The following is a 21,316-nucleotide window of genomic DNA, read 5'->3' on the forward strand; positions in this document are numbered from 1 at the left end:
AACTCACCCGCCCAGTCAGCGACTTCAGTCATCCCCTCCATGACCGGGACAACGACAACCACCAGCTCAGGACACGAACCGCTGCTGGAGTACTAGACGGTGTCCCCTCCCCCGCGGGTCCCCCCGGCCGCCGTCGGCTGCTCGCCACGTGCGAGACGGCTGTGGGAGCGGCCGTAGAGGAAGTAGACGAAGAAGCCGGCGACCATCCAGATGCCGAAGCGGAGCCAGGTCTCGGCGGGCAGGTTGAGCATCAGCCACAGCGAGGCGCACACCGACAGGATCGGGACGACCGGCACCCAGGGGGTGCGGAAGGAGCGCGGCAGGTCGGGGCGGGTGCGGCGGAGGATGATCACGCCGATCGCGACGACCACGAAGGCGAAGAGCGTGCCGATGTTCACCAGCTCGGCGAGTTCGCTGAGGCTGGTGAAGCCGGCCAGGATCGCGATGAGCACGCCGAGCAGGATGGTCGGCCGGTGCGGGGTCTTGAACCTCGGGTGGACGTGGGAGAAGAAGCGGGGCAGCAGTCCGTCGCGGCTCATCGCGAAGAAGACCCGGGTCTGGCCGAGGAGCAGGATCATGCAGACCGTGGTCAGGCCGACGGCGGCGCCGAAGCTGATGAACCCCGCGAACCACGGGTGTCCGGTGGCCTTGAAGGCGTCGGCGAGCGGGGCGGTCACGGACAGCTTGGTGTAGTGCTCCATCCCGGTGACGACGATCGACACGGCGACGTACAGGACCGTGCAGATGACGAGGGAGCCGATGATGCCGCGGGGCATGTCGCGCTGCGGGTTCCGGGTCTCCTCGGCGGCCGTGGCGACGACGTCGAAGCCGATGAACGCGAAGAACACGACGGACGCGGCGGTGAAGATGCCCATCACGCCGAAGTTGGACGGCGCCCAGCCGAACATCAGCTGGATGAGCGGCGACTGCAGGCTGTTGCCCGCCTCCACGGTCTGCGCCTTCGGGATGAACGGGTCGTAGTTGTCGCCGTTGATGAAGAACGCGCCGGCGATGATCACGGTCAGTACGACGGTGACCTTGATCGCGACGACGAGCGAGGTGACCCGCGCGGAGAGCTTCGTGCCGATCACGAGGATGGCGGTGAGCAGCAGGACGAGGGCGGCGGCGAGGATGTCGAAGCCGAAGCCGTCGGCTCCCTCCCGGCCGCTGAGCGCCTCCGGCAGATGCCAGCCCGCGTTGTCGAGCAGCGAGGCGATGTACCCGGACCAGCCGACGGCCACCACCGCCGTGCCGAGCGCGAACTCCAGGACGAGGTCCCAGCCGATGATCCAGGCGGGCAGTTCGCCGAGGGAGGCGTAGGAGAAGGTGTACGCGGAGCCGGCCACCGGGACGGTGGAGGCGAACTCGGCGTAGCAGAGCGCGGCGAGCGCGCAGGCGACCCCGGCCGCGACGAAGGCCAGGGCCACGGCGGGTCCGGCGTTGTTCTTGGCGACCGTGCCGGTCAGGACGAAGATGCCGGTGCCGATGATGACGCCGACGCCGAAGACGGTGAGATCGAGCGCGGACAACGATTTCTTGAGCGCGTGCTCTGGTTCCTCGGTGTCGAGGATGGACTGCTCGACCTTCTTCGTCCGGAAGAGGGTGCTGCTCACGGGTACCTCCCACGCTGTGTCGTCCTCGACATGATCGAGAGGGGGCACAGGTCGTATGCCCCGGCGCGGGCGGCTTAACGCGAATGGGCCGGTTTCACCACTCTCACAGTGGCGGAACCGGCCCAACCGGGCGTGTCGGGTTGCCGACGGCACCGGGGGTCAGTCGCGGGCGGGCTCCACGGAGTCCACCTCGGCGGCCGACGTGCCGTACCTGCCGTCCAGCTTGGCGACGAGTCCGGTGACCTGGCGGGCGATGTCGGGGGCGGTCAGCCCGATCTCCGCCATGACCTCGGCGCGGGAGGCGTGGTCGAGGAAGCGGGGCGGGATGCCGAAGTCGCGCAGCGGGACGTCGACGCCCGCGTCCCGCAGGGCCTGGGCGATCGCCGAGCCGACGCCGCCGACGCGGCTGTTGTCCTCGACGGTGACGACCACGCGGTGCCGCTCGGCGAGCGGGGCCATGGCCTCGTCGACGGGCTTGACCCAGCGCGGGTCGACGACCGTGGTGGAGATCCCCTGCTTGTCGAGCAGGCCGGCGATCTCCAGGCACATCGGCGCCAGGGCGCCCACCGAGACGAGCAGCACGTCGGGCGTGTCGGTGCCCGGCTCGCGCAGCACGTCCATGCCGCCGACCCGTCCCACGGCGGGTACGGCGGGGCCGACGGCGCCCTTGGAGAACCGTACGACGGTCGGCGCGTCGTCGACGGCGACGGCCTCCCGCAGCTGGGCGCGGACCTGGTCGGCGTCGCGCGGGGCGGCGAGCCGGAGGCCGGGGACGACCTGGAGGATCGACATGTCCCACATGCCGTTGTGGGAGGCGCCGTCGGTACCGGTGACACCGGCCCGGTCCAGGACGAAGGTCACCCCGCACTTGTGGAGGGCGACGTCCATGAGGACCTGGTCGAAGGCGCGGTTGAGGAAGGTGGCGTACACCGCGAAGACCGGGTGGACCCCGGCGTGGGCCAGGCCCGCGGCGGAGACGGCGCCGTGCTGCTCCGCGATGCCGACGTCGTAGACCCGCTCGGGGAAGGCCTTGGCGAACTTGTCGAGGCCGACCGGCTGCAGCATGGCCGCGGTGATCGCGACGATGTCCTCGCGCTCCTTGCCGAGCCGCACCATCTCCTCGCCGAAGACGGAGGTCCAGTCGGCGCCGGAGCTGGCGATCGGCAGGCCCGTGTCGGGGTGGATCTTGCCGACGGCGTGGAAGCGGTCGGCCTCGTCCTGGAGGGCGGGCTGGTAGCCGCGGCCCTTCTCGGTGAGGCAGTGCACGATCACCGGGCCGCCGAAGCGCTTGGCGCGGGCCAGCGCCGACTCCAGGGCCTCGATGTCGTGGCCGTCGATCGGGCCGACGTACTTCAGGCCCAGGTCCTCGAACATGCCCTGGGGGGCGATGAAGTCCTTCAGGCCCTTCTTGGCGCCGTGCAGCGTGTCGAAGAGGGGCTTGCCGACGACCGGGGTCCGCTCCAGGACCTCCTTGGTGCGGGCGAGGAAACGCTCGTAGCCGTCCGTCGTGCGCAGCGTGGCGAGGTGGTTGGCGAGGCCGCCGATGGTCGGCGCGTACGACCGCTCGTTGTCGTTGACGACGATGACCAGCGGGCGGTCCTTGGCGTCGGCGATGTTGTTGAGCGCCTCCCAGGCCATGCCGCCGGTCAGCGCGCCGTCGCCGATGACCGCGACGACGTGGCTGTCGCGCCGGAGGATCTCGTTGGCCTTGGCGATGCCGTCGGCCCAGCCGAGGACCGTGGAGGCGTGGCTGTTCTCGATGACGTCGTGCTCGGACTCGGCCTGCGAGGGGTAGCCGGACAGGCCGCCCTTCATCTTCAGCCGGGAGAAGTCCTGCCGGCCGGTGAGGAGCTTGTGCACGTAGGACTGGTGGCCGGTGTCCCAGAGGATCTTGTCCGTGGGGGACTCGAAGACCCGGTGCAGGGCGATGGTGAGCTCGACCACACCGAGGTTGGGGCCGAGGTGGCCACCGGTCTTGGACACGGCGTCGACGAGGAAGGTCCGGATCTCCCCTGCCAGCTGGTCCAGCTCCTCCAGGCTGAGCCGGTCCAGATCGCGCGGTCCCCTGATGCGGGTCAGCAGCGGCACCCGTGCCTCCTTGCAGTAAAAGCTGTTCGAGCTGTTGCCGGGCGTGTCGAGTCTAATGTTCCGCCCGAGTGGTCGGCTCCCGGCCCATGCGTCGCCGGTCACGCGATCGGCCCTACCCATGATGGGCCTTGCCCATGACACAGCTGTGCCCGGCACTGTGGAAGCACCGGGCACAGCGGGGCACTGCGGCGGGGGGCGCTAGCCGCGCCCGGCCGCCTTCTGGCTCCTGCGGGAGACGGAGTCGATGACGACCGCGCCGAGCAGAACACCACCGGTGATCATGTACTGGATCGAGGTGTTCATGTTCAGCAGGTCCAGACCGGTCTGGATGGACTGGATGACCAGCATGCCCAGGAGGGCGGACCAGACGGTGCCGCGGCCGCCGAAGAGGCTGGTGCCACCGATGACGGCCGCCGCGATGGCGAGCATCAGGGTGTTGCCGCCACCGGCGCTGAGCGTCGCGCTCGCGGTCTGGCCGGCGAAGAACATACCGCCGACCGCCGCGAAGCCGCCGGAGATGGCGAACACGGTGATGCGGACCATCGGCACGTTGATACCGGCACGGCGGGCCGCCTCGATGCCGCCGCCCACCGCGAACACCTGCCGGCCGTACGTCGTACGACGCAGGACGAAGTCCACGACGACCAGCGCCGCCAGGAAGATCACCAGCGCGTTGGAGACACCGGCCGCGTCGTTGAGCACGATGGCGGCGGCGAAGGCCGCGACGGCGAGCGCGCCGACGCGCAGCAGGATCTCGCCGGTCGCCCGGAACGGCACGCCCGCGGCCCGGCGGCGGCGCTGCTCGTTGAAGTTGCCGACGAGGGAGAGCACGACGGCGAGGCCGGCCAGCAGGTAGGCGCCGATGATGGCCTGGTCCATGAAGAAGGAGCTCTGGCCGAGCAGGTGGACCGGACCCGTGTCGGACGGGATGTTGATCGTGCCGCTGTCACCCAGCAGCCACAGCATCAGACCGTTCCAGCCGAGGAAGCCGGCCAGGGTGACCACGAACGCCGGTACACCGATCCTGGCGAAGAACCAGCCCTGCAGCGCGCCGATGGCGATACCGGTGAGGATGGCGAGAACCAGCGACAACCAGGGGTTCACGCCATGGGTCACCACGAACACGGCGAACAGGGTGGAGGCCAGACCGCTGACCGAGCCGACCGACAGGTCGATCTCGCCGAGCAGCAGGACGAACACCAGGCCGATGGCGAGCATGCCGGTGGCCGACATGTAGTAGCTGATGTTCGAGAGGTTGTCGGCGCTCAGGAAGCGGTCGTTCTGCAGCTGGAAGATCGTCCAGATGACGATCAGGCCGATGACCACCGGCAGCGAGCCCAGCTCGCCGCCCTTCACCTTGCGCTTGAACTCGGTGATGTACCCCTTGAGGCCCTCTTCACGGACCAGCAGGCGCGGGTCGACGACGGCGACCGGCGCGGCCGTCGGGTCGTCGGCGGGCGCGACGGTGTCCTGCGTCTCCACCATGCCTTCGGTCTTGTCGACCTTGGTGGCCGCGGGAGCCTTCTCCGGCTCCGGGGAGCCGCTCTTCACGGTCTTCGACGTGTCGCTCACTTTGCCGCCTCCGCGGTGCGCCGCCCCGCACGACGGGTCACGGCGTTGTCCGTGGCACCCGTGATCGCGGCGATGATCTCTTCGTGGCTGGTGTCCTTCACGGGGAAGGAGCCGTTGTTCTTGCCCAGGCGCAGGACGGCGACGGTGTCCGCGACCGCCTTCACATCGGCCATGTTGTGGCTGATGAGGATGACGGCGAGGTCGCGTTCGCGCAGCCGCTCGACCAGGTCGAGGACCTGTGCGGTCTGCTCGACGCCGAGGGCGGCGGTGGGCTCGTCGAGGATGACGAGCTTGGGGTCGCCGATGAGCGCGCGGGCGATGGCGACGACCTGGCGCTGACCGCCGGAGAGGCTGGCGATCGGGATGCGCACGCTCGGGATCCGGATGGAGAGCGTGGACAGCAGCTCGCGGGCGTTCTTCTCCATCGTCACCTCGTCGATGACGCCCCGGTGCAGCAGCTCGCGGCCGAGGTAGAGGTTGCCCACGACGTCGAGGTTGTCGCAGAGCGCGAGGTCCTGGTAGACCGTCGCGACGCCGAGTCCCTGGGCGTCGTGCGGCTTGGTGATGCTGACCGGCCGGCCCTCCCACTCGATGACGCCCTCATCGATGGGGTGGACACCCGCGATCGTCTTGACCAGGGTCGACTTACCTGCGCCGTTGTCGCCCACCAGGGCGACCACTTCTCCGGCGTGGACCTCCAGATCGACATCGGTGAGTGCCTGCACCGCACCGAATCGCTTGGAGACTCCGCGCAACGCCAGCACGGGCGTAGCGGACACGTGAACCATCTCCTTCGCCGCCTGACCGGCGGGGATGCCGCGCTTTGGGGTAACTGCGCGGAGGGATGTGCGGGACGCGGCGGCTGGGCCGCGGTGCCGCACGAGGTTTACAAGATGAACATGCGCGAATCCGCTGCGCTTGGCAACGGTTCCGTCCGACGCCCGCCCCGGCAGCGGGGTGTGAAGGTGGGGCAGGCGTCGGAGGGGTCTCGCGGGACCGCTCGGCGGTCTGGGTCCGAGTCCCCCCGGGGGGACTCGGACCGGGTGCGCGCGGTTGCGCGGGTGGGTTACTGCAGGCCGGCGGACTTGCAGGCGGCGGCGTAGTCGGCGGTGCAGATGTCCGCGACCGTGTACAGACCGTCCTTGACGACCGTGTCCTTGATGTTGGCCTTGGTGACCGACACCGGGGTCAGCAGCTTGGCGGGCACCTTGTCGCCGGAGCCGCTGGTGACCGTGGTGGTGGCCTGGGACTTGACGTCCTTGCCGTTCAGCAGGGCGACCGCGAGCTCGGCGGCGGTGTCGGCCTCCGGCTTGTAGGCCTTGTAGACCGTGGCGGACTGGGTGCCGGCGACGATCCGCTGGATGGCGGCGAGCTCGGCGTCCTGGCCGGTCAGCGGGATGTTGCTGATCTTCGCACCCTTGAGGGTGTTGGCGATGCCACCGGCCATGCCGTCGTTGGCGGCGTAGACGCCCGCGATGTTCTTGGCACCCAGCTGGGTGATGGCCGCGGACATCTTCTGGGCCGCGACGGTGTCCTTCCACAGGCCGGACTGCTCGTAGGCGATGTCGACCTTGCCGTCGAGGACCTTGTGGGCACCGGCCTTGAACTGCCCGGCGTTCGGGTCGGCGTCGTCACCGTTGATCATGACGACCTTGGACTTGGTGGTCGCCTTGGAGCCGAGGGCGTCGAGCAGGGCCTGGCCCTGGAGCTCGCCGACCTTCTCGTTGTCGAAGGAGACGTAGGCGCTGACCGGGCCCTGGGCGAGGCGGTCGTAGGCGACGACCTTGACGCCCTTGTCCACCGCGGACTGGATGGAGGACTTGATGGCGGCGGAGTCCTGGGCGGAGATCACGATGACCTTCACGCCCTTGGTCACCATGCTGCTCATCTGCTGGGCCTGCTTGGCCGGGTCGGCCGCGGCGTTCGCGTACTGGACGTCACAGTCGGAGCACAGCTCCTTGACCTTCGCCTCGAAGTACGGCTTGTCGAACTTCTCGTAGCGCGCGGTGACGTTGTCGGGGAGCAGCAGGCCGATGGACTTGCTGTCCGAGCTGCTGCCGGAGTCGCTGTCCTTGTCGTCGCCGGCCTTGCCGCACGCGGCAATCGACAGTGCCATGGAGACGGCGGTGGCGCCGATCACGACTCTACGCATCGTTGCGTTCATTTTGGGGTGTGCCTCCCTGACAGGGCCGCAACGCTGCGGCCGAGGTGGCTGGAAGTCAACTCGGCCACACGTGCGACGTCAAGAAGTAAATACTTAACGAGATGGCAACGGCGTCATTCGTTCTCTAAGTGAAGGCAGGCGTCGCTGTGGACAAGGTGCCGTCCAAAAGGGTCGAATCACCCATCTCGCTGAGCGCGAGAGCGAGCGCTCCGAGCACCTCCGCACGACCCCCAAGTGCCCCTGGGAGAACGGAAAGTTGACGCGCCGCACTGGGGATCGCGTAGCGGCCGACGGACTCTCTGATCGGACCGAGCACCAGCTCACCGGCCTCGGCGAGATCACCGCCCAGGACCACCCGGCTCGGGTTCAGTAGGTTGCAGAGATTGGCGACTCCACTGCCGATGTGGCGGCCGACGTCGGCGATCACCCGACGGCAGCCCGGATCACCGTCCCGGGCCAGCCGCACCACACCTTCCATCGTCAGATCCGTGCCATGGCTGGACTGGAGGAGCGGCAGTACGTAGCGCGCCGCCGCGAAGGTCTCCAGGCAGCCGCGGTTCCCGCAGCGGCAGACCGGTCCGGATTCATCAAGTGTAATATGTCCGATTTCTCCCGCAGTCCCGCCGGGGCCCCGGTAGATCTTCCCGTCGATCACCAGACCGGCGCCGACACCGCTCGCGACCTTGATGTAAGCAAGATCACGTACGCCCCGGCCGCTGCCCCAGACCAGCTCTCCCAGGGCGCCGAGGTTGGCGTCGTTGTCCACGTGCACGGGCACGCCGAGGCGCCCCCTGAGCTCCTCGGCGGGCCTCGTGCCGATCCAGCCCGGCAGGATGGCCGAGGAGCCGAGCGTGCCGGACTCCAGGTCGATCGGCCCGGGGACGCCGAGGCCGACCCCCGCGATCTTCGTACGATCCACCCCGGTGGCTTCGATCAACCGGGTGACCAGTTGCTCCGCACGGTCGAAGCCCTGGGTCGAGGACGCGTCCACGTCCAGCGGTTCGGACTCCTCGGCGAGGACCTGATGGGCCAGGTTGCCCAGGGCGACCCGCAGATGGGTGTGGCCGAAATCCACCCCGATGACGATGCCGGCGTCACCGCTGAGCGATACGCTGCGCGCCCGGCGCCCGCCCGCCGAGGTGGGTGTGACCTCGACGGTTCCGCCGTCCTTGAGCTCCCGCACGATATTGGAGACCGTCGCGGCGGACAGACCGGTCGTCCGGGCGATCTCCGCCTGCGTGAGGGACCCGGCCAGACGCACCGCGCGTACGACTCGCTCCAGGTTGGCCCTGTGCAGCGACGACTGCGACCCCGGAGTCTCCACGACGACCTCCTGCGCGCGGGGCCGCTTCGATGAGGCCCCGTCTATGTCCAACTAGTGAACTCTAAGCTGAGCCGTTCGGGTCCGCTCCCGTCAAGAGGTTGAACAGTATCCGCACGGTCGAACAGGTGGACACCTCCTCACCCCGGGAAGGGTTGCGGGGTGTGCGGAGGCGGCTGCGGGGCGTTGCGGAAAGTGTCATTCCGGGGGCGCGGAGCGCGGGTGGGCGGGGTGCGAAAGCGGACGGTCCAGACGAAAAGCAGCGTACGCGGACACCCGCCGCACCGGGAGACCGCGTACGCCGCGTGAAGGCGGTGGGTTTACTTGAGCGCCCCCGCTGTCAACCCCTGCACCACCTGCCGCTGGAACACGACGTACGCCGCGAGCACCGGGAGCATGGCCATGACCAGCCCGGCGAAGAGCCCGGACCAGTCACCCTTGTAGCCCTGGCTGACGGCCAGTTGGACGAGGCCCTGGGTGAGGACCCGTTTGTCGGGGTCGGTGTTGAGGACCGTGGGCAGCATGTACTGGTTCCACTGACCGAGGAAGTTGAAGATGCCCACGCTGATCAGGCCAGGTCTGGCCATCGGCAGCATGATCTGGAAGAAGATCCGGGTGTGCGAGGCGCCGTCGACGAACGCGGCCTCCGCCACCGAGGCCGGCAGCGTGCGGAAGAACGCCGTCAGGAAGAACACCGTGAACGGCAGCGAGTAGGCGATGTAGACCAGGATCAGCCCGTGCAGGGTGTTCAGCAGCCCCATGTTGTTCACCACGTAGAACAGCGGGACCAGCGCCAGCATGATGGGGAAGCTCATGCCGCCGATGAAGAGGTAGTAGACGAACCGGTTCCCGGGGAAGTCGAAGCGGGCGAGGACATAGGCCGCCATGGAGCCGAGAACCAGGGTCCCGACGAGCGAACCGCCGACCACCAGGGCGGTGTTGAGGAAGTAGTCGCTCATGTTGGCCTCGGTCCAGGCCCGAGACCAGTTGTCGAGGTGCAGGGAGTCCGGCAGCGCCCAGGGCGAGCCGAAGATGGAGCCGTCGTCCTTGAAGGACGTCATCACCGCCCACAGGAGCGGCAGCACCACCATCACGGCCCAGACGACCAGCACGCCGTGCGAGAAGACGTTGAGGACCCTGCCGTCGGTCCGCGGGCCGGCGGGCGTCCCGCGCGCCGCGGGGCCGGCCTTCGTGACGGGTGCCGGGACGGGGACGGGGGGTTCGGTCGTCTTCATTCCTCAGTACTCCAGCCGCTCGCGCCGCCCCAGTCGCATCACGACGGCGGCGAAGGCCAGCGTCACGACGAGCAGGGCGACGCCGATGGTGGTGGCGTAGGCGGCCTGACCGTCCCGGAACGCCTTCTGGTACACGTACAGGACCATCACCGTGGTCGAGTAGTCGGGACCGCCGGGGCCGGTCGTCATGATCTGCACGACCGCGAACGACTCGGCGCCGAGGGCGAGGATGCCCAGGTAGACCCAGCCCGACTGCACGGTGTCCCAGAGCAGCGGCAGGGTGACCCGGAAGAACGTGGTGGCCCGGTCCGCGCCGTCCAGCAGGGCGGCCTCGTAGAGATCGGCGGGGATGGAGGCCATGCCCGCCGAGAACAGGACCACGAAGAACCCGACCGTGGACCAGACGAGGACGGCCATCACGCACCACAGCGCGAGGTCCGGGTCACCGAGCCAGAGCGGCTGGACGCCGTCCAGTCCGACGCCCCGCAGGAAGGAATTGATCGCGCCGCTGTCCGGGTTGTACGCGAAGGCGAACAGCAGCGCGACAATGGCGATCGACAGCACCTGCGGGAAGAAATACACGATCTTGTAGAAGGAGGAGCCCCGGACACCGGAGACGACCGGGCCCCCTTTCCTTCTCCGCCCGCCGACATTGATCATGAATGCCAGGAACAGCGCGAACCCGATCGTCACCAGCGGCACCAGGAGTGCGAACAGCAGGCTGTGCCGCAAGGACTTCCAGAAGATCTGGTCGTCCAGCATCCTGCGGTAATTGTCCAGGCCGACCATCTCGAATTCGGGGCTCAGACCGGTCCAGTCCGTGAACGAGTAGTAGATGGACTGGAGGAACGGCCAGACCACGAAGAGCGCGTACAGTCCGAGGGGAAGCGCCAGGAACCCCACGATGAACCGGTACTTGCCGTGCTGCATCGCCACTCCGGTGCCGTCGGGAACGCGTTCACGCGTGCTTGTAGTGCTTGATCGAGGTGTCCTTCGCGGCCGCGTCGGCGTAACCCTGGATCTTGTTGACGGCCTCCACCGGAGTGAGCCGCCCGGCCATCATCTCGCCGAGGCCGCCGACCCCGATCTGCTCCTTCTGCAACTGCACGTACCAGTCCTGCAGCCGCGGGTTCACCACGTTGTCGCCGGCCTTCTCCAGCGCGGCCACACCCGACTTCAGGCCGGGGGTGAGGGTGATGCCGTCGGTGCCGCCGTCGTACGCCGTGAGCGACTTGACCTTGGCGGTGAAGTTCTTCGAGGACGCCTCGCTGAGCATGATGCGCAGCTGCTCCATGCCCCCGGAGGCGTTGCGCGCCTTGGCCGGGACGACGAAGGGCTCGCCGCCGGAGGCCCAGAGCGTGCCGAAGGGCATCTTGTCGGAGGAGTCGATGCCGGTGGGCGCGGAGACCGCGAGGTCGAAGTCGGCCGGGATGACCTTGGCCGACTCGTTCTCCACCCAGGAGCCGTTGGGGATGAACAGGGCCTTGCCCTGGGCCCAGGCGGTCTGTGACTGGATGTGGTCCAGGCCCGGGGTGCCGCGGAGGATGTAGCCCTTCTTGTAGAGCTCGTAGTACGCCTCGAAACAGGCCTTGACGGCCGGGTGCTTCCAGGCGTTGGGCTCCAGGTTGTCGATGGCGTCGAGCACCTCCCGGCCGCCGACCTTGCCGATCATCGGATAGAGCGAGAAGGGGAGGTAATACGGGTACTTGCCCGCGTATGTCCAGCCCGCCATGCCCTTCTTCTTGGCCTTCGCGCAGACGGCGAGCATCTCGTCCCAGGTCTCGGGATAGGCGGCGTCCAGCGAGTCCAGGGCCTTCTGCGAGTACCAGACGCCGTAGACGGTGTAGGCGTAGTACAGGATCCAGACCGGGTCGCCGTCGAACTGGCCCATCTCGACGATGCCGGGGCGCAGGGTGTCGCGGACCTTCTTGGCCGGGTCGTCGTAGGAGGGCGCGTCGAGCAGCGGAGTGAGGTCGGCGAGCTGCTTCTTGCCGACCAGGACGCCCATGTCCATCTGCTCGGCGCCGGAGTTGTCGATGAGGTCGGGCGGGGTGCCCTGGTTGAAGCGGGGCTGGAGCGTGGACTGGATCTTCTGCGTGGCCGAGAACTTCACCTTCGCCTTCGGGAAGTTCTTCTCGTAGACCTTCACGGCGTCCTCGGCGTACTCCTTGCCGAAACCGCCGTCGAACAGGACGAATTCCATCTGGGTGGACTCGTTGACCGCGAGGGGGTTCTTCGCCGTCTTCTTTCCGGCCTTGGCCTTGCCCTCGTCACCGCCGCCGCCGCTGGCGCAGGCCGACAGAAAGCTCACCGCGGGGACGGAGATCAGGCCGAGCGCGGCGGACCGCCTGATCAGATCGCGGCGGCCGGGGCCCGCCGATTCGTTCACGGCACCGTGGTTCTCGGAGCTGGATCCCATGCTCAAGTCCTCGCCTTCTCCAGGACTCAGGCGGTGAACCGGATCCTCCCCGGCACCGCGGTCAGGTCAAGCAGGGTTGTGCGGGTCGCGTGAATCGCCGACAGGTATAGTCCACTTCCCGCCGATTGATCAAGATCGAATGCAAGGTCGGCCATGGGTCTTTTCCGAGTTGAGACCTCACGGAAATATGACCCGTCCGCGGGCACCCTGCCGGAAAATCGCCCGACACGTGTCCCGCATGACGCAATCAACGTCCTTGACATCAACCGCCACTTGCCCCCCTACTGATGGCTGCGCACCGAGAAGGACAACGTTGTCCAGGGCCCTTGTCCGGGCGGGGAGGATGCTCACGCATGCAGTGGTTCGGACGGTTACGCGCGGTCGCGGTGACGGCCGCACTCGTCATGACGGTCGGCGCTCCGGGCGTGGCGGTCGCCCTGCCGGCGCCCGTCCCGCTCCCCGCACGGGCGTTCGCCTCCTCGTTCGAGGCCGGCCAGCCCGCCCCCGACTGGGTGAGCACACCCGAACGCGCCTCGGGGGTCGACGGCGGCTACGCGACCGGCGGGCTGCCCGGTGAGGTGACCGACCGGGTCACCCAGGTCCGGGCGAGCGCGGAGAACACCGCCGGCGGCGAGGTGAAGGAGAACCTCGTCGACGGCGAGCCGGGCACCAAGTGGCTGACCTTCGCCGCCACCGGCTGGGCCGAGTTCGACCTGGACGCGCCGGTCGCGGTGACCACGTACGCGCTGACGTCCGCGAACGACGCCGCGGAACGCGACCCGGCCGACTGGACCCTGCGGGGCTCGGCGGACGGCACGGCCTGGACGACCCTCGACAGCCGCACCGGGGAGTCCTTCACCGAGCGTTTCCAGACCAGGACGTACACCCTGGCCGCCCCGGCCGAGTACCGGCACTTCCGGCTGGACGTCACGAAGAACCACGGTGCCGGCATCCTCCAGCTCGCCGACGTACGGCTGGGCACCGGCAGGAACGGGCCGGTGCCACCGGACATGCTCACCGTCGTCGACCGCGGCCCCAGCGGCTCGCCCACCGCGAAGGCGCGCGCCGGCTTCACGGGCCTGCGGGCGCTGCGGTACGCCGGACGCCACACCGCCTCCGGCCGGGCGTACGCGTACAACAAGGTCTTCGACGTGAACGTGCGGGTCGGTGCGCGGACCCGGCTGGCGTACCGGATCTTCCCCCAGATGGCCGACGGCGAGCGGGACTACGCGGCGACGAACGTCTCCGTGGACCTGGCGTTCACCGACGGGACGTATCTGAGCGGGCTGGGGGCGGTGGACCAGTACGGCTTCCCGCTGTCCCCGCGCGGGCAGGGCGCGGCGAAGGCGCTGTACGTCAACCAGTGGAACGACGTGATGTCGGAGATCGGGTCGGTGGCGGCCGGCAGGACGGTCGACCGGATCCTGGTGGCGTACGACTCCCCCGGCGGTCCGGCCCGGTTCAGGGGCTGGGTGGACGACCTGGCGCTGCGGACGGCCCCGCCCGAGGCGGCGAAGGCGCATCTGTCGGACTACGCGGTGACCACGCGCGGGACGAACTCCAGCGGGAGCTTCTCGCGCGGCAACACCTTCCCGGCGACGGCGGTGCCGCACGGGTTCAACTTCTGGACACCGGTGACCAACGCGGGCTCGCTGAGCTGGCTGTACGACTACTCCCGGGGGAACAACGCGGACAATCTGCCCACCATTCAGGCGTTCAGCGCGAGTCATGAGCCGAGCCCGTGGATGGGCGACCGGCAGACCTTCCAGGTGATGCCCTCGGCCGCGGCGGGCGCTCCGGACACCGGGCGGACGGCGCGGGCGCTGGCGTTCCGGCACACGAACGAGACCGCGCGGCCGTACTACTACGGAGTGCGCTTCGAGAACGGTCTCACGGCGGAGATGGCGCCGACCGACCACGCGGCCGCCCTGCGCTTCACCTACCCGGGTCCGGACGCGAGCGTCCTCTTCGACAACGTCACCGACCAGGCGGGGCTGACCCTGGACCGGGAGAACGGCACCGTCACCGGGTACTCGGACGTGAAGTCCGGGCTGTCGACGGGCGCGACCAGGCTCTTCGTGTACGGAGAGTTCGACGCGCCGGTGACGGACGGGGCGTCGAACGGGGTGAAGGGGTATCTGCGCTTCGACGCGGGCGCCGACCGGACCGTCACCCTGCGGCTGGCGACCTCGCTGATCAGCGTCGACCAGGCGAAGGACAACCTGCGCCAGGAGATCCCGGAGGGCACCGCGTTCGACACCGTCAGGCAGCGGGCCCAGCGGCAGTGGGACGCGCTCCTCGGCACGGTCGAGGTGGAGGGGGCCACGGCGGACCAGCTGACGACGCTCTACTCCAGTCTGTACCGGCTCTACCTGTACCCCAACTCCGGTTTCGAGAAGGTCGGTTCGACGCACCGGTACGCCTCCCCGTTCTCCCCGATGGAGCGTCCCGACACCCCGACGCACACCGGCGCGAGGATCGTGGACGGCAAGGTGTACGTCAACAACGGCTTCTGGGACACCTACCGGACGACCTGGCCGGCGTACGCGCTGCTGACGCCCACCCAGGCAGGCGTGCTGACCGACGGTTTCGTGCAGCAGTACAAGGACGGCGGCTGGACCTCGCGCTGGTCCTCCCCCGGCTACGCCGACCTGATGACCGGTACCTCGTCGGACGTCGCCTTCGCCGACGCCTACGTCAAGGGTGTCGGCTTCGACGCGAAGGCGGCCTACGAGGCGGCCCTGAAGAACGCGACGGTCGTGCCGCCGGCGTCGGGCGTGGGCCGCAAGGGCATGGCGACCTCCCCCTTCCTCGGCTACACCAGCACGGCCACCCACGAGGGGCTGTCCTGGGCGCTGGAGGGCTATCTGAACGACTACGGCATCGCCCGCATGGGCCAGGCCCTGTACCGGAAGACCGGCGAGCGGCGGTACGCGGAGGAGTCGGCCTACTTCCTCAACCGGGCCCAGGGATACGTGAACCTTTTCGACTCCCGGGCGGGTTTCTTCCAGGGCCGTGACGACAAGGGCGCCTGGCGCGTCGCGTCGTCGGCGTACGACCCGCGCGTGTGGGGCTACGACTACACCGAGACCAACGGCTGGGGCTACGCCTTCACCGCACCGCAGGACAGCCGGGGTCTGGCCAACCTGTACGGCGGCCGGGCCGGGCTGGCACAGAAGCTCGACACGTACTTCGCGACCCCCGAGACCGCCTCCCCCGAGTTCGTGGGGTCCTACGGCGGGGTCATCCACGAGATGACCGAGGCACGGGACGTACGGATGGGCATGTACGGGCACTCCAACCAGGTCGCCCATCACGCGATCTACATGTACGACGCGGCCGGCCGGCCCTGGAAGGCGCAGGCGAAGGTCCGTGAGGCGCTGTCGCGCCTCTACACCGGCAGCTCCATCGGGCAGGGCTACCACGGCGACGAGGACAACGGCGAGCAGTCGGCCTGGTACCTGTTCTCCGCGCTCGGCTTCTACCCGCTGGTGATGGGCAGCGGCGAGTACGCCGTCGGCTCCCCGCTGTTCAAGAAGGCGACCGTGCACCTGGAGAACGGCGAGGACCTCGTGATCAGGGCCCCGAAGAACAGCGGGCGCAACGTCTACGTGCAGGGCCTCAAGGTCAACGGACGGGCCTGGACGTCGACTTCGCTGCCGCACGCGCTTCTCGCCAAGGGCGGCGTGCTGGACTTCGCCATGGGCCCGCGGCCGTCGGCCTGGGGCAGCGGGAAGGACGCGGCACCCGTGTCGATCACCCGCGACGACAAGGTGCCGACGCCCAGGAAGGACGTGCTGGCGGCCACCGGTGCCCTCTTCGACAACACGTCGAAGACGGCCGCGACGGTCACGGAGGCGGTCGACCTGCCGGTCAGCACCGGAGTCAGGGCCGTCCAGTACACGCTCACCTCCTCCGACCGCGCCAAGGCGCCGACGAGTTGGCGGCTGGAGGGTTCCCGCGACGGGACGACGTGGACGACACTGGACCGCCGCACCGGACTCACCTTCGCCTGGGACCTGCAGACCCGTGCGTTCACCGTGGGGTCGCCGGGTACCTACGCGGCGTACCGCCTGGTCTTCGACGGACCGGCCGAGGTCGCCGAAGTGGAGCTGCTGTCGTGAACCGAGCCGAGCCGTCCTGGACCGACCCCGCCTGGCTGCCCCCGGAGGCGCTCCGGCCGCTGGGCACCCGGCGGACCCTGATCCGGGGCACGGGCCCCCTGGCCGCCACCGTGCGCGGGGAGGTGGCCGAGGCCTGCGCGCGGTTCGGCGGGGAGATCGTACGGGGGGACGGCACCGGTGCCGCGTACGACCTGCTGCTGGAGACGGGCGCCGGCGGACTCGGCGAGGAGGACTTCACGTGCGCACGGCGCGGCGGGACGACGACCGTCACCGCCTCCGGCGGGCGCGGGCTGCTGTACGGGCTGTTCCATGTCGTACGGCTCGGCGAGGAGGCGTTCGCGGGACCGCGGCCGGATGAGGTCCACCGGCCGGCGACGGCCGTGCGCATGCTCGACCACTGGGACAACGTGGCCGTGCACCCGGTCATGGGCCAGGTCGAGCGCGGGTACGCGGGCGGCTCGCTGTTCTGGCGGGAGGGCCGGGCCCGGGGCGAACCGGGGCGGGTCCGGGCGTACGCGCGGCTGCTCGCGGCCTGCGGGATCAACGCCGTCTGCGTCAACAACGTCAACGTGCACGAGACCGAGGCGCACCTGCTGACCGACCGGATCGGTGACGTCGCGGCGATCGCGGGGGCGTTGCGGCCGTACGGCATCCGGACGCATCTGTCGGTGACCTTCGCCGCGCCGGTCGTGCTCGGCGGGCTGTCCACCGCCGATCCGCTGGAGGCCGCGGTGCGGGAGTGGTGGGCCCGGGCCGTGCGCGGGGTGTACGACGCGATACCGGACTTCGGCGGGTTCGTGGTCAAGGCCGACTCCGAGGGCCGGCCGGGTCCGTTCACGTACGGGCGCGGTCACGCGGACGGCGCGAACATGCTGGCCGCCGCGCTCGCCCCGCACGGCGGCACGGTCCACTGGCGCGCCTTCGTCTACGACCACCGGCAGGACTGGCGGGACCGCACGACGGACCGGGCACGGGCCGCCCACGACCATTTCGCCCCGCTGGACGGGGAGTTCGCCGACAACGTGGTGCTCCAGGTCAAGCACGGGCCGATGGACTTCCAGGTGCGCGAGCCGGTCTCGCCGGTGCTCGGGGCGCTGCCGCGCACCCGGCTGGCGGTGGAGGTGCAGGCCACGCAGGAGTACACCGGGCAGCAGCGGCACGTGTGCTGGCTCGGGCCGATGTGGAGCGAGGTGCTGGGCTTCCGGCCGGAGGGCGGGGCCGGGCCGGCGGTCGGCGAGCTGGCCGGCCATCTCGTCGCCGTGTCCAATGCGGGCGACGACCCGTTCTGGACCGGTCATCCCCTGGCCCAGGCGAACCTCTACACCTTCGGCAGGCTCGCCTGGCGGCCGGACGCCGACCCGTACCGGGTCCTGGACGAGTGGATCGGCCTCACCTTCCCGTCCGCCCCCGAGCGGCTGGTCGCCGGGCTGCACGCGGTGCTGGACGGCTCCTGGCGGACGTACGAGAAGTACACGGCCCCGCTCGGGGTGGGGTTCATGGTGCAGCCCGGGCACCACTACGGCCCGAGTGTCGACGGCTACGAGTACAGCCCGTGGGGGACGTACCACTTCGCCGACCGCGACGGCATCGGCGTCGACCGGAGCGCGGCGACCGGGACGGGGTACGCGGCGCAGTACGCCGAGCCGTGGGCCGGGGTGTACGAGTCCGCCGCGACGTGTCCGGACGAGCTGCTGCTGTTCTTCCACCACGTGCCGTACGGCCATGTGCTCAGGAGCGGGAAGACCGTGGTCCAGCACGTCTACGACACCCACTTCGAGGGCGTCGAGGAGGCCGAGGAGGCCCGCCGGGTGTGGGCGGGCCTCGCGGACCTGGTGGAACCGGCTCGGCACACGCGGGTGGCGGAGCTGTTCGAGGAGCAGCTGCGCTCCGCCCGGGAGTGGCGCGACCAGATCAACAGCTACTTCCTGCGCAAGTCCGGGGTGCCGGACGCGCACGGGCGGCGCATCTACTGAAGGCGCAGGACGACGACCCCGAGCGGGTCGAGCGCGAGGGGCTCCCCGCGTTCGGTCCGCTTGCCGGTGAGGAGGTCGGTGCCGTTGGCGGGGGCGGCCAGGCGGACCGGTGCCGGGCCGTGGTTGAGGAGGAACCGCAGGACGGTGCCGTCGGGAGCGACCCGGGTGGCCGTCTCGACGGCGGGGTGGCCGGCGTGGGGGCCGAGCAGGTCGTGACGGGCGAGGACGCGGCGGACGACGTGGTCGACGCCGCTCTGGTCCAGGGCAGTGGCCACGTACCAGGCCTCGCCTCCGTGGCCGCCGTGGTGGTGGCGGGTCACGGCCGGGGTGCCGGCGTAGAAGTCGGCGCCGTAGGTGGCGACCGGTTCGGCGCCGCGCAGCCGCACGAGTTCGAAGACCAGACGGGCGGTGGTGGTGAACTCCCCCATCTCGACGGGCTGGACGACGTCCTCGGGGCGGGCGTCCCATTCGTCGACACGGATGCCGAAGAGGGGGGCCAGCGGGCCGGGCACGTCGGTGAGGAAGGCACGGTCGTGCACGTCGGAGCGGGCGGTGAGGAAGGTCGCGAGGACGGTGCCGCCGCGCCGGGTCACCGCCTCGAGACGTTCGGCGAGGTCCCCCTTGAGGAGGTGGAGCACCGGGGCGAGGACGACGTCGTACGGCGTGAGGTCGGCGGTGACCGGTACGACGTCCACGTCGGCGCCCGCCTCCCGGGCGGCCCGGTAGTAGGAGTGGACGACGTCCAGGTACCGGACCAGACGGGAGGGGCCGTCGGAGATCTCCAGGGCCCACCAGCTGTCCCAGTCGAAGAGGAGCGCCGTGCGGGCCGGGGTGCGGGCGCCCAGGGTGGCATCGCCGAGCGACTCCAGCTCCCGCCCCAGTTGCGCGACTTCGCGGAAGACCCGGGTGTCGTCCCGGCCCGCGTGACCGATCACCGCGCCGTGGTACTTCTCGCAGGCGCCCCGCGAGGCGCGCATCTGGAAGTAGAGGGCCGCGTCGGCGCCGTGCGCGATCGCCTGGAAGGTGGCCAGGCGCAGTTCGCCCGGTCTGCGCAGCGGATTGACGTCGCGGCAGGCGGTGGTGGACGGGGTCTGCTCCATCAGCCAGAAGGGGGCGCCGTCCTTGAGGCCGCGCACGAGGTCGTGGGCGAGGGCGGGACGGGTGGGCGGGGCGTCCGGCGGCGGGTAGTTGTCCCAGGAGGCGAAGTCGAGGTGGGGCGCCCAGCGGTGGTAGTCCAGCGGGCGGTACGCGCCCATGAGGTTGGTGGTGACGGGGGTGTCCGGGTCGTGGGCGCGGACGGCCTCCTTCTCGGCGGTGAAGCAGCCGAGCAGGGCGTCGGTCATGAAGCGCCGGTAGTCGAGGGTGATGCCCTGGAATGCGGTGTGGTCGGGGCCGCGCCAGTGCTCGGTGAGGGCGCTGGGGGGCTCGATCTGGTCCCAGTCGGTGTACCGGTGCGACCAGAAGGTGGTCCACCAGGCGTCGTTGAGGGCGTCGAGCGTGCCGTGCCGGTCGCGCAGCCAGGCGCGGAAGGCGTCGGCGCACCGGTCGCAGTAGCAGGCGCCGCCGTACTCGTTGTTGATGTGCCAGGCGATCAACGCGGGGTGCCGGGCGTACCGTTCGGCGAGCCGGCCCGCCATCGCGGTGGACAGCCGGCGGTAGGCGGCCGAGCTGGGGCAGAAGTCGTGGCGCTGGCCGTAGCGGTGCCGGCGGCCCTCGAAGTCGGTGCGGTTGACCTCGGGGTGCTTCCTGGCGAGCCAGGGCGGCAGGGCGGCGGTGCCGGTCGCCAGGCAGACCTGGCGGCCCTCCGCGGCGGCACGGTCGAGGATCCGGTCCAGGACCGTGAAGTCGTAGGTGTCCTCGGCGGGTTGGGTGAGGGACCAGGAGAAGACGCCGACCGTGAGGGTGTCGATGCCCGCCCGGCCGAAGAGGCGGTGGTCCTCGTCCCAGACCTCCTGCGGCCACTGCTCGGGGTTGTAGTCGCCCCCGTAGGGGATCTTGGCGCTGCGCGGACTGCGCGCACTGCACGGACGGTGCGGGCCGTGCGGGCCGTGAGGGCTTCCGGGGTCTGACGGGCCTTGGGGGCCGTGGTGGCTCATGCGGTGAAGTCCTCCTGGGTCTCGGCGATCACCGGGCGGCCGGCGTGCAGCAGGGAGAGCAGCAGCGGGGCCGCGAGCAGGGCGGGCAGCGCCTCGGTCAGCAGGGCGGTCAGACCGGCGGCGAGGACGAGCAGGGAGGCGGCGGCCAGCGTGGTCCTGCCGTGCCGGACCAGGAAGTACGCGGCCAGGCGGGCGGTGTCGCGGGCGCGGAACGTGAACAGGGAGGTGAGCACGAGGGCGTGGGCGCCCCACAGGAGCGAGGCCACGCCGATGGCCCCGAGCAGCACCGCCCACCAGCCGGGCAGGCCCGTGGCGGCGAAGTGGGTGAGGGTGAAGGCGATCACCGTCAGCCAGGCCAGCAGGGGGGTCCACAGTTTCAGGGCGGGCCCGGCGTTGAGGCGCCAGCCGTGTGCGTAGCAGCGGGCGGGGTGCAGCTCGGTGAGGTCGCGGCCGCGGTGGTGCAGGGCGTACAGCGCGGCGGAGGCGGCGGGCCCGAGCGGCAGCAGGCACAGGGCGGCGAGGGGCAGGTTGGCGGGGTCGGGGCCCAGCAGGAGCAGGCCGGCGAGGCCGGGGGCCGCCGCGGCGAGGAAGAGGGCCTCGACGGTGAGGAGGGTGTGGACCAGGGCGGTGGCGCGGGACAGGACACCCGTGCCGAAGTCGCTCACCGTGCCGCTCACGAGGGCTCCCCGGTGGGCGGGGCGGCGGTGTCGG

Annotated in this window: 13 protein-coding genes; 2 read left to right on the forward strand and 11 right to left on the reverse strand. The window is 70.1% G+C overall.

All coding sequences use genetic code 11. The features are described 5' to 3' along the window. Nucleotides 1-92: 92 nt before the first annotated feature. The 9 genes from ACFY2L_RS37860 to ngcE form a co-directional block, all read right to left on the reverse strand. Nucleotides 93-1,613, reverse strand: a complete 1,521-nt coding sequence (locus ACFY2L_RS37860) for an amino acid permease (protein WP_390662005.1) — start codon at nucleotides 1,611-1,613, stop codon at nucleotides 93-95. 159 nt (nucleotides 1,614-1,772) lie between these two features. Further along, nucleotides 1,773-3,701, reverse strand: coding sequence for a 1-deoxy-D-xylulose-5-phosphate synthase (gene dxs / locus ACFY2L_RS37865; protein ID WP_390662004.1), 1,929 nt, complete (start codon nucleotides 3,699-3,701; stop codon nucleotides 1,773-1,775). A gap of 198 nt (nucleotides 3,702-3,899) precedes the next feature. After that, nucleotides 3,900-5,273 carry a sugar ABC transporter permease gene (locus ACFY2L_RS37870; RefSeq protein WP_390824603.1) on the reverse strand — a complete coding sequence of 458 codons (1,374 nt, stop codon included), beginning with the start codon at nucleotides 5,271-5,273 and terminating at the stop codon, nucleotides 3,900-3,902. Next, complete coding sequence (locus tag ACFY2L_RS37875; RefSeq protein ID WP_390662002.1) at nucleotides 5,270-6,061, reverse strand: ATP-binding cassette domain-containing protein; 792 nt, start codon at nucleotides 6,059-6,061, stop codon at nucleotides 5,270-5,272. The genes ACFY2L_RS37870 and ACFY2L_RS37875 overlap by 4 nt, the downstream gene beginning before the upstream one ends. Before the next feature lie 278 nt (nucleotides 6,062-6,339). Next, a complete protein-coding gene (locus ACFY2L_RS37880) occupies nucleotides 6,340-7,425 on the reverse strand; it encodes a sugar ABC transporter substrate-binding protein (protein WP_390662001.1) in 1,086 nt (361 codons plus the stop codon). A gap of 136 nt (nucleotides 7,426-7,561) precedes the next feature. Then, nucleotides 7,562-8,761, reverse strand: a complete 1,200-nt coding sequence (locus ACFY2L_RS37885) for an ROK family transcriptional regulator (RefSeq protein ID WP_390662000.1) — start codon at nucleotides 8,759-8,761, stop codon at nucleotides 7,562-7,564. Nucleotides 8,762-9,078: 317 nt separating this feature from the next. Continuing rightward, nucleotides 9,079-9,993, reverse strand: a complete 915-nt coding sequence (locus ACFY2L_RS37890; protein WP_390661999.1) for a carbohydrate ABC transporter permease — start codon at nucleotides 9,991-9,993, stop codon at nucleotides 9,079-9,081. A 3-nt stretch (nucleotides 9,994-9,996) separates the two neighbouring features. Next, the gene (locus tag ACFY2L_RS37895) at nucleotides 9,997-10,923 is read right to left on the reverse strand and encodes a carbohydrate ABC transporter permease (RefSeq protein WP_390661998.1); all 927 of its coding nucleotides are present in this window, start codon (nucleotides 10,921-10,923) and stop codon (nucleotides 9,997-9,999) included. A 28-nt stretch (nucleotides 10,924-10,951) separates the two neighbouring features. After that, nucleotides 10,952-12,412, reverse strand: a complete 1,461-nt coding sequence (ngcE, locus tag ACFY2L_RS37900; RefSeq protein ID WP_390824604.1) for an N-acetylglucosamine/diacetylchitobiose ABC transporter substrate-binding protein — start codon at nucleotides 12,410-12,412, stop codon at nucleotides 10,952-10,954. Between the two features lie 353 nt (nucleotides 12,413-12,765). Here ngcE and ACFY2L_RS37905 point away from each other — a divergent pair, with 353 nt between their 5' ends. Further along, entirely contained in the window at nucleotides 12,766-16,536 is a 3,771-nt protein-coding gene (locus ACFY2L_RS37905; protein WP_390824605.1) for a GH92 family glycosyl hydrolase, read from the forward strand. Next, complete coding sequence (locus ACFY2L_RS37910; RefSeq protein ID WP_390824606.1) at nucleotides 16,533-18,509, forward strand: alpha-glucuronidase; 1,977 nt, start codon at nucleotides 16,533-16,535, stop codon at nucleotides 18,507-18,509. The genes ACFY2L_RS37905 and ACFY2L_RS37910 overlap by 4 nt, the downstream gene beginning before the upstream one ends. On the opposite strand, the gene ACFY2L_RS37915 is transcribed toward ACFY2L_RS37910, so the two are convergent. Together ACFY2L_RS37915 and ACFY2L_RS37920 are read right to left on the reverse strand one after the other, a co-directional pair. After that, nucleotides 18,503-20,605: a beta-galactosidase gene (locus ACFY2L_RS37915; protein ID WP_390824607.1), complete on the reverse strand. Its 2,103-nt coding sequence runs from the start codon at nucleotides 20,603-20,605 to the stop codon at nucleotides 18,503-18,505. The two genes, ACFY2L_RS37910 and ACFY2L_RS37915, sit on opposite strands and share 7 nt — an antisense overlap. After that, a complete protein-coding gene (locus tag ACFY2L_RS37920; RefSeq protein WP_390661993.1) occupies nucleotides 20,602-21,282 on the reverse strand; it encodes a hypothetical protein in 681 nt (226 codons plus the stop codon). The genes ACFY2L_RS37915 and ACFY2L_RS37920 overlap by 4 nt, the downstream gene beginning before the upstream one ends. Between the last annotated feature and the right edge of the window lie 34 nt (nucleotides 21,283-21,316).

The organism is Streptomyces sp. NPDC001381, from assembly GCF_042895685.1.
Classification (GTDB): domain Bacteria; phylum Actinomycetota; class Actinomycetes; order Streptomycetales; family Streptomycetaceae; genus Streptomyces.

What these genes read in the sequence shown, in the direction of transcription:
- ACFY2L_RS37875 (WP_390662002.1), bottom strand. Translation starts at nt 6,061, where the DNA reads ATGGTTCACGTGTCCGCTACGCCCGTGCTGGCGTTGCGCGGAGTCTCC.
- ACFY2L_RS37880 (WP_390662001.1), bottom strand. Translation starts at nt 7,425, where the DNA reads ATGCGTAGAGTCGTGATCGGCGCCACCGCCGTCTCCATGGCACTGTCG.
- ACFY2L_RS37890 (WP_390661999.1), bottom strand. Translation starts at nt 9,993, where the DNA reads ATGAAGACGACCGAACCCCCCGTCCCCGTCCCGGCACCCGTCACGAAG.
- ACFY2L_RS37895 (WP_390661998.1), bottom strand. Translation starts at nt 10,923, where the DNA reads ATGCAGCACGGCAAGTACCGGTTCATCGTGGGGTTCCTGGCGCTTCCC.
- ngcE (WP_390824604.1), bottom strand. Translation starts at nt 12,412, where the DNA reads ATGGGATCCAGCTCCGAGAACCACGGTGCCGTGAACGAATCGGCGGGC.
- ACFY2L_RS37905 (WP_390824605.1), top strand. Translation starts at nt 12,766, where the DNA reads ATGCAGTGGTTCGGACGGTTACGCGCGGTCGCGGTGACGGCCGCACTC.
- ACFY2L_RS37915 (WP_390824607.1), bottom strand. Translation starts at nt 20,605, where the DNA reads ATGAGCCACCACGGCCCCCAAGGCCCGTCAGACCCCGGAAGCCCTCAC.